The following is a 15710-nucleotide window of genomic DNA, read 5'->3' on the forward strand; positions in this document are numbered from 1 at the left end:
TGGAGAAGCTGGGGGTCAAGACCGACGTGTGGGATCAGGCGGGGGCCTACCGCACCGGCGGCTGCCTGGCCGTCTTTCTCCGCAACACCGAGTTTCTGGAGGTGGAGGAGCCGGAGGGCTACGCTCCGGAGACGGTGGACGCCATTTTGGAGGGGGTGGAGCCCCTGGAACCGGCAGCGGTGTCGGTGCAGAATCCCAACATCATCGCCATTATGAACGAGTCCTGGGCTGATTTTGAGTCCTACGGCAACCTGCAGCTCAGCGAAAGCGTCACCGACTACATCCGTTCCCTGGACAACGCCATCTTCGGCCACGCCTACACCTCGGTGTTCGGCGCGGGTACCAGCGCCAGCGAGTTTGAGTTCCTCACCGGCAACTCCATGGCCTTCCTGCCCTCGGGCAGCATTCCCTACCAGCAGTATGTGCTGGGCCCCACCGCCTCTCTGCCCGCCCTGCTCAAGGCACGGGGTTACCAGACTCTGGCCTTCCACCCCGGCGGACGCACCTCCTGGCAGCGGGATCAGGCCTATCCCAGGCTGGGCTTCGACCAGTTCAAGTGCGTGGACGACATGGACGTGGCCCAGGCCATGGAACACGGCTATGTCAGCGACCAGTCGGACTTTGAGCAGATCATCTGGGAATTTGAACACAAGCAGCCTGGTACGCCCCTCTTCCTGTTCAACGTCACCATTCAGAACCACGGCAGCTATACCGCGAAAGATTATCCGGCCCAGGTCACCCTCACCGACGAGCCGGGCAAGTACCCTCAGGCGGAGCAGTACCTCACCCTGGCCAACAAGAGCGACCAGGCCTTCCGCACCCTGGTGGAATATTTCCAGAACCAGGAGGAACCCACCATCATCCTCATGTTCGGCGACCATCAGCCCTCGGTGGAACAGGGCTTCCTGGACAAAGCCTACGGGGTCACCCAGGACCAGATGAACATGAATCAGTATATGGGCAAGTATGAGACCCCCTTTGTGATCTGGGCCAACTACCCCCTGCCGGAGGAGGGTCCGGAGGTGACCAGCCTCAACTTCCTGAGCCTCTACCTGCTGCGGTACGCCGGCATCGGGGGCACGGTGTACGACGGCTATCTGTGGCAGCTCCAGCAGCAGCTGCCCGCCCTCACCTTCGTGGGCTATACGGACACGGCAGGGCAGGCCCACAGCCACCTGGAGACCAACGACTACGCCGCTCTTATTGCGGATTACCAGCGGGTACAATACAACAATTTGTTCGGGGGCGGCGGCCGGCGAAGCGCCGCGTTTGATCCCTGATCCGCCCGCAAAAAACGCGCGCCGTAAGATACGGCGCGCGTTTTTTATGTGTTAAGATTCCAGGCAAAGTGTTCCAGATCCTCTTCCAAAATCAGTTCCCGCTTACTGTCCGCGGCGGTAATGGGGCGGATGGGGCGGCAGGGGTTGCCGTAGGCCAGCCAGCCGGCGGGGATGTCCTTGGTGACCACGCTGCCCGCGCCGATCACCGCCCCGTCCCCGATGGTGACGCCGTCCAGTACCACCACGTTGCAGGCCAGCCATACCCCGCTGCCAATACGGATGGGGCGGGCAAACTCCGCCATGGTGGTGCGGCCCTGCCCGTCCAGGCCGGTACGCTCCTGGGCGGGGAGGGGATGGTTGGTGGCCATGAGGGATACGTTGGGCCCGAAACATACGTTGTCGCCAATGTACACCGGAGCGTCGTCCATCACCGTCAGATTGAAGTTGGCGAAAAAGTTCTCTCCAATATGGGTGTGGCAGCCGTAATTGAACTGAATCGGGCCCTGAAAGTAGCACACTTTACCCGCGCCCCCCAGAATGGCCCGGATCACTTCCCCCCGGTCAGGGTCGTATTCGTCCATGGAATTGTATTTCCGGCAGGCCTCATGGGCCTTGTGCTTCAGATCCTTCAGCTCCTGCCGCCGGGGATCGAACATGTATCCGGCAAAAATTTTCTCTTCTTCCGTCATATTTGCCTCACTCAACTTGTCATGATACCGACGCCCCCGGCAGGGAGGCGTTGCGGAATGCGTTTTTCAACAGCCGGATACACTCGTCAAGCAGCTGATCCAGGTCGGAAAATGCGGTCTGTGCCAGTTTGTTGAAGTAGGCGTTGAGCAGGCCGTTGAGGAATACAATGATGGAGAACGCCGCCACATCCCTTGACAAGGGGAATACATATCCCTTTTCCCGCAAATAGTCCTCCATGGCCTGCCGGGTGAGACGGAAGATCTCCATTCCGGCCTCATACTTTCGCCGGGCGGATCTTTCCATGGGTGTGCCGGCGTAATCGGCCTGCATGGGGATCTGTTTAAGGACCATGACCTCATAAAAGGTTGGATGATCCCAGGCAAATTGCAAATACATGCGCAAAAAGGCGTCAAACCGCCCCTCCGCAGTGTCCGCCCGGGCCATAGCGTCCTCCAGGCTGGCGCACAACTGGCGATAGCCTTCGCTTATGACCGCCAAATAGACCTCGTCCTTGTTGACAAAATATAAGTAGATCTTGGTGGCTGAGGCACCAATCTTCTGCCCCAGCCTGCGCATGGTCAGCCCGTCATACCCATCGGCTGCCAGAATATCCAGCGCGGCGTCCAGAATACGGGCTTTTTCCGCCGCTTTTTCGGCGGGAGTCTTTTCCCTGGGCGGCATAGGACCATCTCTCTTTCCATATGATTTTCCTGGCTATCATTGTACCAAATTCCATTTTTACATTCAATACTTCCCTTTTTCAGGGGGCCGCAATATTTCTGAGAAAGGTATGGATATCCCGTCGGAAATGTGATAAGCTGTAAACTGGTGTCAATCACGACAACCTGTTTTATGGAAGAAAGGAGGTCTCCCCGTTGAAGCCGGATTATAGCCAATTGCTGGAACTGGTCAGCGAGATGGGGTTCCGGCTGATGCTCAGCGGCGCGGAGATCTACCGGGTGGAGGAGTCCATCAGCCGCCTGCTCCAGGCCTATGGTGCGGAGCGGGGGGAGGTCTTTGCCATCCCCAATTGTATCATCGTCAGTCTCACCTCCCCCCAGGGGGAGCCCATGACCCAGATCCGCCGGATGCCCAGCCACGGCACCGATATCTACCTGCTGGAGCGGTATAACGATCTGTGCCGCCACCTGTGCCGGGAAACCCCGCCTTTTCAGGAGGCTTTGGCCCAGATCTCCGACATCGAACGCACTCACAAGGTCTACTCCCTGCCCGTGCAGCTGCTGGCCCACTTTTTGGGCTGCGGCATGTTCTCCCTGTTCTACGGAGGATCGGTATGGGACGGCCTGTGCGGCGGCCTGTGCGGCATGGTCATCGGTCTGTGTCTGGCCCTCACCTCCCGTCTGGGCGCCAACCTCTTCTTCAAGACCATTGCCGGCGCGGCGGTCTCCGCTTTCGCGGCTTTGGCCCTCACCGCCGCCGGCATCGGCCAGAACCCGGACAGCATCATCATCGGCGCCCTTATGGCCCTGGTGCCCGGCATCGCCTTTACCAACGCCATGCGGGACATTATGGCCGGGGACATGGTGGCGGGCATCAGCAAGGCCGCCGAGGCCCTGCTCATCGGGGCGGCCATCGCCCTGGGTACCGCCCTGGCCCTGGGCCTGATCCATCTGCTGATCGGAGGCTGACATGGAACAGTTTACCTACTATCTGCCCTGTATCTACGCCTTTTTGGCCTGCATCGGCTTTTCCCTGCTGTTCAATATCCACGGGGCCGCCGGTATGCTCATCTGTGCCGGCGGCGGGGCTCTGGGCTGGCTGGTCTACCTGCTGGCCGCGCCCCTGGTCCACAGCGACATCACCCAGTCCTTTCTGGCCGCTCTGGTCATCTCCGCCTGGTCGGAGATCATGGCCCGGCTGCGCCGGTGCCCGGTGACCAGCTATCTGCTGGTGGCTCTCTTCCCCCTGGTGCCTGGCGGTGGCATCTACTACACCATGGAACACGCCATGAGTGGGGAGACCGCCCTGTTCCTGGAGTCTTTGCTCCACACCCTGGGCCTGGCGGGCGCATTGGCGGTGGGCGTGCTGCTGGTGGCATCCCTGGCCCGGCTGGTCACCAACTACCAGAACGGCCATCACCGCCTTCCGGGAGGAAAGCGCCCATGAAACGCTACGATTTTGTCCTTTTTGACGCGGACAATACCCTCTTCGACTTTGACCGCGCCGAGCATGAGGCCCTCCGGCTGGCTCTGGAGGCCTTCTCCATCCCCTGCACCCCGGAGACCGAGGCCCGCTATGTGTCCATCAACAGCGGCCTGTGGGCCATGCTGGATCGGGGGGAAGCCACCCGGGAATGGCTGGTGGTGGAGCGGTTTGCCCGGCTGACCCGGGAATTGGGGGTGGAGGCTGATCCCCAGGCACTCAACCGCACCTACCTGGACAAACTGGGGGAACAGCCCTTTCTGCTGCCCGGCGCGGAGAAGATGTGCCGCGCACTGGGACAGCACTGTACCCTGGCCATCCTCACCAACGGCGTGGCCCGGGCCCAGCGGGGCCGGTTCGACCGTTCCCCTCTGGCAGGACTGATCCCCCATCTGTTTATTTCGGAGGAAGTGGGGGCCTCCAAGCCCAGTCCCGCCTTCTTCCGCCCGGTGCTGGACGCCCTGGCCGTCACCAATCCCCGCCGGGCCCTGATGGTGGGGGATAACCTGACCACCGATATCGGGGGCGCCGCCGCCCTGGGGTTGGATACCGCCTGGTACAACCCCCGCCGCCTGCCCCATACCGGGACTATATGCCCCACCTGGGAGATTGCCCGGCTGGCCGAGCTGCCCCCCCTGGTATTGGGTTTTTCCTGATTTCCCGTTTAATCGAGGTGCTTTTTCTTGTCCCGCTCGCTTTACAGTCAGCTGACTCAACCTACCCCGCCCTCCAGGCGCAGACGCCTGCCGCTGCTGCTGGCGGAGGTAGTCATAGGAGTGACCCTGGTGATGGTCCCCGTTTTGAGCCGCGTTCCCGCGGAGGGGGCCGACCCGCCGCCCACCGCTGCCGTCACCCCCGTCGCCACACCCACGCCCACACCCACACCCACGCCCTTCGACTTTACCAGCTCCGTGCCCCAGTCAGAGACGGTGGATATGGACTACTTTTCCGACGCCCTGTTTATTGGCGACTCCCGCACCCAGGGGCTGGAGCTGTACAGCGGCGTGAAGGGCGCCACGTTCTACGACTACACCGGCCTGACCGTGTTTGGAGTGAACAATCCCGGTCTGGTTACCGTGGACGGAGAGGACTGCTCCATTATGGAGGCCCTGGAGAAGGGACCCCAGTTCGGCAAGATCTACATATCCTTTGGCATGAACGAGCTGGGCTACTACAATGAAGAAAACTATTTGTCCACCTTCGGCGTCTTTTTAGAGGAGATAAAATCCCTCCAGCCCGATGCGGTGATCTATCTGCAGAACCTGGCCCCGGTGGATGAGGACAGATGCGCCGAGTACGGCCAGCCCTCCTGCGTCAACAATACCCGGGTGGCCGTTTTCAACCAGATGTTTGCCCGGCTGGCCCGGGAACACCAGGTGGCGCTGCTGGATATCTACAGCGCGCTGGCCGAAGACGGCGGGCTGCCCGAGGACGCCACCATCGACGGAGTCCACTTCAAACGTCCACTGTATGAAACATGGCTGGCCTACCTGATGGACCACACGGTAACCCCTCAGTCCTATCGGGCGGCCCAGGGATGATATGGAAGGAGAAAGAGAACCATGAAAAAGCTGTTGACCAGACTTGTTCCCGGCATGCTGGCCCTTTGCCTGTGCCTTTCCGCCTGTGGGGGCGGGGGAAGCGCCAAGAGCTACGATCCCGCCGCTACCGCCAAGGCCCTGCTGGAGTCCGACGCCTTTACCGACACTCTGGACACCCTGGATAAGGACACCGCTGCCGCCATGTACGGCATCGACGCCGCCACCATTACCGACTGCGCGGTGTATGCTTCTTTGTCCATGGGCGCGGAGGAGATCGCCGTGCTTACCCTCACCGACGAGGCAGCCGCCAAAACCGCCAAGGAGGCCCTGGACAAGCGGGTAAGCGACCAGATCACCGCCCTGGAGAGCTACATGCCCGGCGAGGTGGACAAACTCAACCACGCCATCGTGGAGCAGGCCGGCAACACCGCCCTGCTGGTGGTGGCCGCCGACGCCGACGCTGCCCGCAGCGTGCTGGACGGCTTGAACTAAGCCCCACCCAAAACGCCGGGTAACCCCGGCGTTTTTTTATCAAAATAAAATCTGCGGGACTTCAACTTTTTACTGGCCCGGATCGTCTAAGAGTTACCCAAGTAAAAGCCGGCTGGGGTCAGTCTCCATGAAAAACGAGGTGTCTTCATTGTCCCAATCCTATCATCCCAAACGCATGAAAAAAAGCGGAAGGGGGCCAGGTGTGACTCTGCCCCTGCTCATTGCCGCCGCCGTCGTGTGCGTGTGCCTGCTGCTTATCCCCTCCGCAGGTAAAAACACGCCTCCGGCCGCCGCCGGTGTCACGCCCTCCGTCCAGCCGAAAACAAGCCCTTCCTCACCTGTGACGGAACCCTCCGCCGCCCCCTCGGAATCCCCGGCTGCGGAGCCCACTCCCACTCCCACCCCCGCGGCCTCTCCGGCGGCAGTCTTTGACTTCACCCAACCGGTGCCCGAATCCGAGCCGGTGGAGATGGACTACTTTTCCGACGCCCTGTTTATCGGCGACTCCCGCACCGACGGGCTGCAGATCTACAGCGGCATCAAAGGCGCCGACTTCTACTGCTACAAAGGTCTGAACATCTTCGACATGTCCAAGCGGCAGGTGGTGGAGATGAACGGCGGCAAATATACCGTGGTGGAGGCGCTGAAAAAAGGCCCCCAGTATAAGAAGATCTACATTTCCCTGGGGGTCAACGAGCTGGGCTACCCCGGTACCGACAGCTTCCACAAGGCTTTCAAATCCTTCCTGGAGGAGGTCAAGGCCGCCCAGCCCGACGCCATTATTTACCTGCAAAACCTGGTGCCCGTCAATCCGGAGATCTGCGCCAAGAAAAAGCAGCCCTCCTACGTCAACAATGATCGGGTGGCCGATTTCAACGCCGTTTTCCCCCAGCTGGCGGAGGAGTGCCAGGTGGCCCTGGTGGACGTGAAGACCGCCCTCAGCGACGAAAACGGCATCCTGCCCGCCGAGGCCACGGTGGACGGGGTCCACTATACCAAGGAGTGGTATAAGAAATGGCTGGAATATCTCATGTGCCACACCGTGACCCCTGAGGCCTATCAGGCGGCGCAGGCGGCGGGGCAGTAAGCAAAGGAGTGTACCCCGGCTTTGGACAACAACATCCGGCAGCTGAACGAGTATATCATCGCCCACCAGGAGGATTTCTACCGCCTGGCGTTCAGCTATGTCAAAAATCGGGACGCCGCCCTGGATGTGGTCCAGGAGAGCATCGTCCGCGCCCTGTCCAAGTCGGATTCCCTCCGCCAACCGGAGTATATGAAAACCTGGTTTTACCGCATCCTGCTCAATGAGAGTATGAACCACTACCGGCGCAGCAAGCGGCTGGTCCCTCTGGAGGAGTCGGTGGCCGACGGGCCCGCCCCCGCCGGCGACCCGGCGGAGCGGCTGGACCTGTACGCCGCCATCGACCGGCTGGACCCCAAGGAACAGGCCATTATCCGTCTGCGCTTTTTTGAAGATATGAAACTGGAGGAGATCGCCCGGATCACCGGAACCAATCTGAACACCGTGAAATCCCGCCTGTACAAAAGTCTGCGCAAGCTGCGGGACCTCGCGGGGGAGGAGGTAACCACATGAACGAACTATGGGAACAGGCCCGACAACAGTATCGCCAGGCCGATACCCCCCAGGAACTGGAATTCGCCGTAGCCTCCGCCCTTCGGGCCGGGGAACGGAAACGACGGCGGTACCGCGGGCTGCGGCGGAGCCTGTCCGCCTCTCTGGCCGCCTGCGCCTGTTTTGTGTTGCTGGTCAACGCCAGCCCCACCTTTGCCCAGGCCGTGGCCAACGTACCGGTGCTGGGCGATCTGGCCCGGGTATTTACCGTATCTCAATACACGGTGGAGGATCGGGACCATCTCATCGACGTGCGCCTGCCTGCTCTGGACCTGGCCGGCGACACCGATCTGGAACAGCGGATCAATACCGAGATCTCCACCCGCATCGACCAGGTTCTCCAGGAGGCGGAGGACCGGGCCCGTGACACCAAGGAGGCCTATGTGGCCACCGGCGGCGACCCCGACGACTTTATGCCCATCATCATCAGCGTGGACTATGAGATCAAGTGCCAGAACGACCGCTATCTCTCCTTTGTGATCACCAAGACCGAAACTCTGGCCAGCGCCTATACCGAACACTACACCTATAACATTGACCTGCAAGCCGGACGTGAGATCACTCTGCGTGATATTTTAGGCTCTGATTACAAAGAAATTGCCAATTCCGTTATTTCCGCGGAAATTGCCCGGCGCAGCGAGGACCCGGACAATATCTACTTCCTCCAGGGGGAGGGGGGTTTTGAGTCCATTGCCGATGATCAGCGATTCTATCTGGACGCCGACGGCACCCCGGTGGTATTCTTCGAGAAATATGAGATCGCCCCCGGCTATATGGGAGAGCAGGAATTTCCCATCCCTCTGCCGGAGAATTCCTGAGTACAACAAAAGACCGGGCCTGCTGCCAGTGGCAGCAGGCCCGGTCTTTTTCATGTACTTTTTACAGCAGTCCACCGAGGTAGCTGCTGCCCAGGCCGTAGCCCACCGCGGTCATCAGGCCGTTCATCATGAGCATGCTCACAATAAACCACACCACAATGGCGGTAATGGCCACAGCGCCCAGATAGAGCAGCCAGGACTTGCCGGACTCCATCTCAGGGGTGATCAGCTGGAAGGAGGACACGCCCAGGGCCACCCACAGGATCAGGGTAACAATGGTCAGTACCGTGCCCAGCTCATAGGAGATCAGGAAGAACAGGAAGGTGACCAGCATCATGATGGTGACGAACACCGAGTGGCAGCCGTTGGCGATCACCACGTCCAGGAAGGAACAGTTGGACTTGAGGATCTTGGCCCCGGCAAAGAGCAGGCCCATAAAGATCGCAGCAGCCAGGGCGTCGCCCAGCAGGCCGCCGAAGAACCAGCTGGTGAAGGGAATGGACATATAGCCGTGGGTCATCATGCTGATCTTGGCGCAGGGGCCCAGGGCCATCAGGATGGCGGCAATAAGCTGAACACCCAGCAGGATCAGGGGGGTAGCCAGGTCCCGTTTGGCCAGGGTATTCCGGGTGGCCTGAACAGGGGCGGTAAAGTAGGCCTTCAAAAAGCCGCCCAGACCGCTGAACGCCGCGCCGGCCGCAGAGGGCTGCTTGGGCGCCGCAGCAGGCCCGCCCATCGTACTCACATTGGTGCCGCAGGAACTGCAGAATGCAGAACCGTCAGGCAGTTCTTTTCCACACTTGGGGCAAAACATAACACAACACTCCTTACCTCTGGCGGCGTACGCTGACGCCGCGGGGATCTGATCCTCCGCCTCAGAAGAGGGGGAGAGCGCCGGCCCTGCGCAAGCAGAGCTTCGGTTTCCTGAATTATACCACATCAGCAGAAAAAAGTAAATCAATGGCGGATAAATTGTTTCTATCCGTCTTTTTGTCCGACCGATTCCCTATTGCCGCAGGCCGGCCCTCCGTGCTATAGTTATGAAAGAGACATTCCCGGCAGACCAAAAAGGCGCTGACCGGGCTATTTGTACGCAGCCCGCCGGGCAGGATGGGGGTCTCCCCATTGGCGGGTATTCAGGGAGGTCATTATGGGGAAGGTATTTCGCTGTTTTGTGGAAAAAAAGCCGGGGTTCGACGTGGAGGCCGGCCATCTGCTGGGGGAGCTGAAGGGCACCCTGGGGCTGAGCGGCCTCACCGGCGTGCGGGTCATCCGCCGCTACGACGTGGAGGGTGTGGAGCAAAGCGCCTATGAGGCCGCCCGCACCACCATCCTGTCCGAGCCTCAGGTAGACCGGCTGTGGGACGAGACCATGCCGGAGACCGAGGGCGCCCTGCTGGCGGTGGAGGCCCTGCCGGGCCAGTACGACCAGCGGGCCGACTCCTGCGCCCAGTGCATCCAGATGCTCACCGGCGGCGAACGGCCCACCGTCCGGGCTGCCACCGTCTATGTACTGGCCGGTGATCTGTCCCAGGACGACCTGGCCCGCGCCAAGGGTTATCTCATCAACCCGGTGGAGAGCCGGGAGGCTGCCCTGGACAAGCCTGAGACTTTGATCCAGCAGTACCCCGAACCCGCTGACGTGCCGGTGCTGGAGGGCTTCACCGCCCTGGATCAGGCGGGCCTGGAGGCCCTGCTCAACCAGTACGGCCTGGCCATGGATCTGGCGGACCTGACCTTCCTCCAGACCTATTTTAAGGACGAGGAAAAGCGGGATCCTACCCTCACCGAGGTGCGGGTGGTGGACACCTACTGGTCCGACCACTGCCGCCACACCACCTTCTCCACCCATCTGGACCGCGTGGACATCAACGATCCCGCCGTCAAGGCGGCCTACGACCGCTATCTGGCCGCCCGTGTGGAGGTGTACGGTGAGGAGAAGGCTGCCCAGCGGCCCCAGACCCTGATGGACATGGCCACCATCGGCGCCAAGACCCTGAAGAAGCGGGGCCTGCTGCCCGAGCTGGACCAGAGCGAGGAGATCAACGCCTGCTCCATCCACGTCCCCGCCACGGTGGACGGCAATGAGCAGGACTGGCTCCTGATGTTCAAGAACGAGACCCACAACCACCCCACCGAGATCGAGCCCTTCGGCGGCGCCGCCACCTGCATCGGCGGCTGCATCCGGGACCCCCTGTCCGGCCGGGTGTATGTCCACCAGGCCATGCGCCTCACCGGCTGCGGCGATCCTACCGTGCCGGTGAACGAGACTCTGGAGGGCAAGCTGCCCCAGCGCAAGATCGCCCAGACCGCTGCCGCCGGCTATTCCTCCTACGGCAACCAGATCGGCCTGGCCACCGGCCATGTGGCCGAGCTGTACCACGAGGGCTACATCGCCAAGCACCTGGAGTGCGGCGCGGTGGTGGGGGCCGCCCCCGCCGATCATGTCCGTCGGGAGACCCCCGCCCCCGGCGACGTGGTCATCCTGCTGGGCGGCCGCACCGGCCGGGACGGCATCGGCGGCGCCACCGGCTCCTCCAAGAGCCACAACCTGTCCTCCCTGGACACCATGGCCTCCGAGGTGCAGAAGGGCAACGCCCCCGAGGAGCGCAAGCTCCAGCGGCTCTTCCGCAACCCCAACGTCACCCGCCTTATCAAGCGGTGCAACGACTTCGGCGCCGGCGGCGTGTCGGTGGCCATCGGCGAGCTGGCCGACGGTTTGGCCATCGACCTGGACGCCGTCCGCAAGAAGTACGACGGCCTGGACGGCACCGAGCTGGCCATCTCCGAGTCCCAGGAGCGTATGGCCGTGGTGGTGACCCCTGAGGACGCCCAGACCCTGATGAACTTTGCCGCCAGCGAAAACCTGGAGGCCTACCAGGTGGCCGTGGTCACCGAATCCCCCCGCATGGTCATGACCTGGCGGGGCCAAAAAGTGGCCGACCTGTCCCGTGCCTTCCTCAACACCAACGGCGCGGTGAAGCACGCCGCCGTCCAGGTGGCGGAGCAGGCCGCTCCGCTCCAGAGCGACAAGAAGTTCCGCACTCTGCGGGAGATGGCCGCCAGCCTGAAATCCGCCTCCCGCCGGGGCCTCACCGAGCGGTTTGACGGCTCCATCGGCGCGGGCAGCGTGCTCATGCCCTTCGGCGGCAAGAGCCAGCGCACCCCCGCTCAGGCCATGGCCGCCCTCTTCCCCGTGGAGCCCAACCAGGAGACCAACCAGGCCAGCGTGATGGCCTGGGGCTGCGACCCCGACCAGCTGTCCGCCAACCCCTACGCCGGCGCCCACAGTGCGGTGTACACCTCGGTGGCCAAGCTGGTGGCGGCGGGGGCCGACTATGAGAAGGCCTACCTGACCCTCCAGGAGTTCTTTGAGAAGCTGCGCACCGAGCCTCAGCGGTGGGGCAAGCCCTTCACCGCTCTGCTGGGCGCGCTGGACGCCCAGCTGGAGCTGGGGTGCGCCGCTATCGGCGGCAAGGACTCCATGTCCGGCTCCTTCCTGGACCTGGACGTGCCCCCCACCCTCATCTCCTTCGCCATCGCCCCGGTGAAGGCCGGGGAGGTACTCTCCCCCGAGTTCAAAACGGCAGGCAAGCCGGTGTACCTCTTCGCCTCTGAGGACAGCAAGTCCGCCTGGAATACTCTGTACGCCCTCCATCAGGCGGGCAAGGTGGAGGCCGCCTGGGCTGTGGAGAATGGCCTGGGCGAGGCCGTCATGAACATGGCCTTCGGCAACGCCATCGGCTTTAACTCTGTGGACACCGATCTGGACTGGGATACCCCCATGCCCGGCGCCATCGTGGCCCAGCTCACTGAGGAATGCGACTGCGGCCTGCTCATCGGCCACACCACCGCTGAGGCCGTCATCAACGTCAACGGCGATTCCGCCCCCATTGACGAGCTGCTCTCCCTCAACGAGAGCGTGCTGGAGGACGTGTACCCCACCCGTGCCGGCAAGGCCGCCCCGGTGGAGGCCATTTCCTGGGCAGAGCGCTCCCCCGCCGTGTGCAAGTCCAAGATTGCCCGGCCCCGGGTGGTTATCCCCGTGTTCCCCGGCACCAACTGCGAGTATGACTCCGTCCGGGCCTGCCTGCGGGCGGGCATGGACGCCGAGACGATAAACATCCGCAACCTGACCGCCGACGATCTGCTCCAGTCCACCGCGGCGCTGGAGGGCGCCATCCGCCGCGCCCAGATCGTCTTTATCCCCGGCGGCTTCTCCGGCGGTGACGAGCCCGACGGCTCCGCCAAGTTCATCTGCTCCTTCTTCCGCAATCCCGCTATCACTGACGCGGTCCACGACCTGCTGAAGAACCGGGACGGCCTGATGCTGGGCATCTGCAACGGCTTCCAGGCCCTGGTCAAGCTGGGCCTGGTGCCCTATGGTGAGATCCGGGACATGGACGAGAACTGCCCCACCCTGACCTACAACCTGATCGGCCGCCACCAGAGCCGGTACGTCACCACCCGGGTGGCCTCCGTCAACTCCCCCTGGATGCTGAAATCCAGCGTGGGCGACCTCCACGCCATCCCCATCTCCCACGGCGAGGGCCGCTTCGTGGCACCCCAGAATGTGCTGGACCAGCTCATTGCGGGCGGCCAGGTGGCTACCCAGTATGTGGACCAGAGCGGGGTGCCCTCCATGGACATCGACGTGAACCCCAACGGCTCCCTGTACGCCATCGAGGGCATCTTCTCCCCCGACGGCCGGGTGTTCGGCAAGATGGGCCACTCCGAGCGGCGGGGCGACTACGTTGCCCTTAACATCCCGGGCAACAAGTATCAGCCCCTCTTTGAGAGCGGCGCGGAATACTTCAAGTAAACAACATAGCAGCAGCCCCCCGCCGTCGGCGGGGGGCTGCTTTTGTATCTTGCGGCTTACAGGGGCTGGGCGGTCAGGTCCTTTCCGCTGCCCGTTATAGCGTAGAAGGCGTACTCCCCCTCTTTCAACGTGGAGGCGGCCAGGGCGGCGCGCATCTCCTCCAGGTCCTCCGGCTGAAACCGGACGGCGATGCCGCAGCCCAGGGAGATCTCCCGCAGCACCGGCATCACCTGGACGGGAGCCACCTCTTTCAGCACTTTTTGGGCATAAATGGCCCCATAGGTGGAGGTAAAGGTGATGACCCCGTAGTCCATCACAGGGAGATCACCTTACCTGCTTTCTGCATCCGGGTGACGATGTCATACATATTGCTGACGGCGCCCACCTTCAGCTGATCGGTGAGGCCGTAGAAGTTGAGGCAGGTGCCGCACACCAGGATCTCCGTGCCGGCATCGTTGAGGACTTTCAGGTGGTCGGCCACCTGCTCGTCCAGGGTGGGCAGCTTGACGCCGGCGTTCATGAACAGCACCGCCCCCGGCTTGTCCTCCCCCTGGGCCAGGGTGTAGAAGAACATCCGCATCAGGTTGGTCCCCAGTTCCCGATCCCCGTCGCCGATGATGTCCCGGCCCACGAATACCGCCCAGTCCCCTCCGGTGGGCAGGGGAGAATTGACGGCCTCCTCACAGGCGGAGCATCCCTCCCCCTTGGCAAAGTCCAGGGCGTAGGTACCGCCCTCCTCTCGGACGGCTACTGCAAAGCCCTGGCTGTCCGCCAGGCGCTTCAAATTTTCCACGGCGGTGGGGTTGTCCACCAGCACGGTAAAGGTATCATGGCCTTCCGCCATGGCCTTCTTGGCCATGATCACAGGGGTGGGACAGGGCTTGCCCTTGGCGTCTACAAGATAAGACATGGTATCTTCCTCCTGCGTTTTTCCCCATTATACCGCCGGAACCCCGCCTCCGCAAGTGGTGGAAAACCGGTGGAAAATGTGAAAAATTCTTTAAAATCCCGTTTATGACCGCCCTTGCGCTTTTTCAGCGGAGGAAGATGTGGTATACTGAGACAATCGAAGGCCTGATCGGGTCTTTGCATGTTTCCAACGCGAAAGGAGGTGGGCGGTATGGACGCGCTCACCGGCTGGCTGGCGGAAAACCAGATGCTGTGCGCCTGGTTCACTTCCATTGTGCGCTTTGTCTTTCCCGTGCTGGCGCTGCTCATTTTGATCCGCACCATCCGCTCCCTGCTGACGGTGCCCTGCCTGCCCGAGGTATGGGCCTATCTCACCCTGCCCAACGGGGCCAACCAGCCCCTCACCCACTGGGAAAACATCCTGGGCCGGGGGAACAGCTGCGACGTGGTACTCAACTACCCGGTGGTATCCCGGCAGCACGCCGCCCTCATCCGCAGTGAGGACGACACCTGGACCGCCTACGACCTCAATTCAAAAGGCGGCGTCACCGTCAACGGCAAGCCGGTCCATGAGGCCACCCCCGTCCAGTACGGCGACGTACTGGCGGTGGGCGGGGTGGAGACGGTGCTGCTTCCCCTCTCCCCCGAGGAAAAGGCCAAGCGGCGCAGCAACCGCCGCCGGTCCCGCCCCGTATCCCCCTGGCTGGGCCTGGTGCTGTTGACGGTGTTCCAGGTGCTGACCGCCATCCAACTCATCATCAGCGAGGGGCCCGGTGCCTCCCCCATGATCCCCTTCACCTTCCTGTGCCTGACCGGAGTGATGTGGCTCTACTTCCTGGTGCTGCGGGCCATGCGGCGGGTGGGCTTTGAGATGGAGACCATCGCCTTTTTCCTGTCCACCCTGTCCCTGTCCGTCACCTGCTCCTCCAACACGGGGGCCCTGTTCAAGCAGTTTCTCTGCGTGGTGCTGGGGCTGATCCTCTTCCTCATCCTGGGTGTGTTCCTCCGGGATCTGGACCGGGCCAAGAAGATCCGCTGGCTCATGGCGGGGGCGGCCATCGGCTTCCTCAGCCTGACGGTGGTACTCTACAAGCTGGGGCTGGCCAATCCCAAGTACGGCGCGGCCAACTGGATTACCATCGGCGGCGTCAGCGTGCAGCCCTCGGAGATTGCCAAGATCTGCTATATCTTTGCCGGAGCCGCCACCCTGGAGCGGCTCTTCCGCAAGCGGAACCTGGGCTTGTTCATCCTGCTCACTGGCGTATCCCTGGCCTGCCTGGCCTACATGAGCGACTTCGGTACCGCCGCCATCTTCTTCGTCACTTTCCTGGTCATCGCCTACCTCCGCTCCGGCGACTG

General features: G+C 62.3%; 16 protein-coding genes. 11 read left to right on the forward strand and 5 right to left on the reverse strand.

The features are described from left to right. Window positions 1–1280 (forward strand): LTA synthase family protein (locus Q0K43_RS06485; RefSeq protein ID WP_297289748.1); only part of this gene is annotated, 1280 nt, incomplete at its 5' end. Window positions 1281–1324: 44 nt separating this feature from the next. On the opposite strand, the gene Q0K43_RS06490 is transcribed toward Q0K43_RS06485, so the two are convergent. Both Q0K43_RS06490 and Q0K43_RS06495 read right to left on the reverse strand, forming a co-directional pair. Continuing rightward, a complete protein-coding gene (locus Q0K43_RS06490) occupies window positions 1325–1969 on the reverse strand; it encodes a sugar O-acetyltransferase (protein ID WP_297289749.1) in 645 nt (214 codons plus the stop codon). Window positions 1970–1988: 19 nt separating this feature from the next. Further along, complete coding sequence (locus tag Q0K43_RS06495; protein ID WP_297289750.1) at window positions 1989–2651, reverse strand: TetR/AcrR family transcriptional regulator; 663 nt, start codon at window positions 2649–2651, stop codon at window positions 1989–1991. 194 nt (window positions 2652–2845) lie between these two features. On the opposite strand from Q0K43_RS06495, the gene Q0K43_RS06500 reads away from it, so the two are divergent. The 8 genes from Q0K43_RS06500 to Q0K43_RS06535 all read left to right on the forward strand — a co-directional run bounded on the left by Q0K43_RS06500 (window position 2846) and on the right by Q0K43_RS06535 (window position 8620). Beyond that, the gene (locus Q0K43_RS06500) at window positions 2846–3619 is read left to right on the forward strand and encodes a threonine/serine exporter family protein (protein ID WP_297289751.1); all 774 of its coding nucleotides are present in this window, start codon (window positions 2846–2848) and stop codon (window positions 3617–3619) included. Between the two features lies 1 nt (window position 3620). Then, window positions 3621–4097 (forward strand): threonine/serine exporter family protein, encoded by a 477-nt coding sequence (locus tag Q0K43_RS06505; protein ID WP_297289752.1) that lies wholly within the window; start codon window positions 3621–3623, stop codon window positions 4095–4097. Next, window positions 4094–4789 carry a YjjG family noncanonical pyrimidine nucleotidase gene (locus Q0K43_RS06510; RefSeq protein WP_297289753.1) on the forward strand — a complete coding sequence of 232 codons (696 nt, stop codon included), beginning with the start codon at window positions 4094–4096 and terminating at the stop codon, window positions 4787–4789. Before Q0K43_RS06505 ends, Q0K43_RS06510 begins: the two co-directional genes overlap by 4 nt. A gap of 27 nt (window positions 4790–4816) precedes the next feature. After that, window positions 4817–5674, forward strand: coding sequence for a GDSL-type esterase/lipase family protein (locus Q0K43_RS06515; protein WP_297289754.1), 858 nt, complete (start codon window positions 4817–4819; stop codon window positions 5672–5674). Window positions 5675–5695: 21 nt separating this feature from the next. Further along, entirely contained in the window at window positions 5696–6166 is a 471-nt protein-coding gene (locus Q0K43_RS06520; protein WP_297289755.1) for a DUF4358 domain-containing protein, read from the forward strand. Window positions 6167–6368: 202 nt separating this feature from the next. Continuing rightward, complete coding sequence (locus Q0K43_RS06525) at window positions 6369–7253, forward strand: GDSL-type esterase/lipase family protein (protein WP_297289756.1); 885 nt, start codon at window positions 6369–6371, stop codon at window positions 7251–7253. Between the two features lie 21 nt (window positions 7254–7274). Next, the gene (locus Q0K43_RS06530) at window positions 7275–7763 is read left to right on the forward strand and encodes an RNA polymerase sigma factor (RefSeq protein ID WP_297289757.1); all 489 of its coding nucleotides are present in this window, start codon (window positions 7275–7277) and stop codon (window positions 7761–7763) included. Continuing rightward, window positions 7760–8620 (forward strand): DUF3298 and DUF4163 domain-containing protein, encoded by an 861-nt coding sequence (locus Q0K43_RS06535; RefSeq protein WP_297289758.1) that lies wholly within the window; start codon window positions 7760–7762, stop codon window positions 8618–8620. Before Q0K43_RS06530 ends, Q0K43_RS06535 begins: the two co-directional genes overlap by 4 nt. A 61-nt stretch (window positions 8621–8681) precedes the next feature. Here Q0K43_RS06535 and Q0K43_RS06540 read toward each other — a convergent pair whose 3' ends face one another. After that, window positions 8682–9434, reverse strand: a complete 753-nt coding sequence (locus tag Q0K43_RS06540) for a zinc ribbon domain-containing protein (protein WP_297289759.1) — start codon at window positions 9432–9434, stop codon at window positions 8682–8684. A 336-nt stretch (window positions 9435–9770) separates the two neighbouring features. On the opposite strand from Q0K43_RS06540, the gene Q0K43_RS06545 reads away from it, so the two are divergent. Next, window positions 9771–13442, forward strand: a complete 3672-nt coding sequence (locus Q0K43_RS06545) for a phosphoribosylformylglycinamidine synthase (RefSeq protein ID WP_297289760.1) — start codon at window positions 9771–9773, stop codon at window positions 13440–13442. 56 nt (window positions 13443–13498) lie between these two features. Here the strand turns inward: Q0K43_RS06545 and Q0K43_RS06550 are convergent, their stop codons facing one another. Together Q0K43_RS06550 and yedF are read right to left on the reverse strand one after the other, a co-directional pair. Continuing rightward, window positions 13499–13756, reverse strand: a complete 258-nt coding sequence (locus Q0K43_RS06550) for a DUF3343 domain-containing protein (protein WP_297289763.1) — start codon at window positions 13754–13756, stop codon at window positions 13499–13501. Then, window positions 13756–14352 carry a sulfurtransferase-like selenium metabolism protein YedF gene (yedF, locus tag Q0K43_RS06555; protein ID WP_297289761.1) on the reverse strand — a complete coding sequence of 199 codons (597 nt, stop codon included), beginning with the start codon at window positions 14350–14352 and terminating at the stop codon, window positions 13756–13758. Before yedF ends, Q0K43_RS06550 begins: the two co-directional genes overlap by 1 nt. 210 nt (window positions 14353–14562) lie before the next feature. Between yedF and Q0K43_RS06560 the strand changes: the two genes are divergently transcribed. Continuing rightward, the coding region (locus tag Q0K43_RS06560) for an FHA domain-containing protein (RefSeq protein WP_297289762.1) at window positions 14563–15710 on the forward strand (1148 nt) is incomplete at its 3' end.

The organism is uncultured Flavonifractor sp. (genome assembly GCF_944383115.1).
Classification (GTDB): Bacteria; Bacillota; Clostridia; order Oscillospirales; family Oscillospiraceae; genus Flavonifractor.

Bases quoted from the DNA above. Each gene is read 5' to 3' on its own strand.
- Q0K43_RS06535 (WP_297289758.1), top strand. From the start codon at position 7,760: ATGAACGAACTATGGGAACAGGCCCGACAACAGTATCGCCAGGCCGAT.
- Q0K43_RS06550 (WP_297289763.1), bottom strand. From the start codon at position 13,756: ATGGACTACGGGGTCATCACCTTTACCTCCACCTATGGGGCCATTTAT.
- Q0K43_RS06545 (WP_297289760.1), top strand. From the start codon at position 9,771: ATGGGGAAGGTATTTCGCTGTTTTGTGGAAAAAAAGCCGGGGTTCGAC.
- Q0K43_RS06520 (WP_297289755.1), top strand. From the start codon at position 5,696: ATGAAAAAGCTGTTGACCAGACTTGTTCCCGGCATGCTGGCCCTTTGC.
- Q0K43_RS06490 (WP_297289749.1), bottom strand. From the start codon at position 1,969: ATGACGGAAGAAGAGAAAATTTTTGCCGGATACATGTTCGATCCCCGG.
- Q0K43_RS06495 (WP_297289750.1), bottom strand. From the start codon at position 2,651: ATGCCGCCCAGGGAAAAGACTCCCGCCGAAAAAGCGGCGGAAAAAGCC.
- Q0K43_RS06510 (WP_297289753.1), top strand. From the start codon at position 4,094: ATGAAACGCTACGATTTTGTCCTTTTTGACGCGGACAATACCCTCTTC.
- Q0K43_RS06505 (WP_297289752.1), top strand. From the start codon at position 3,621: ATGGAACAGTTTACCTACTATCTGCCCTGTATCTACGCCTTTTTGGCC.
- Q0K43_RS06540 (WP_297289759.1), bottom strand. From the start codon at position 9,434: ATGTTTTGCCCCAAGTGTGGAAAAGAACTGCCTGACGGTTCTGCATTC.
- yedF (WP_297289761.1), bottom strand. From the start codon at position 14,352: ATGTCTTATCTTGTAGACGCCAAGGGCAAGCCCTGTCCCACCCCTGTG.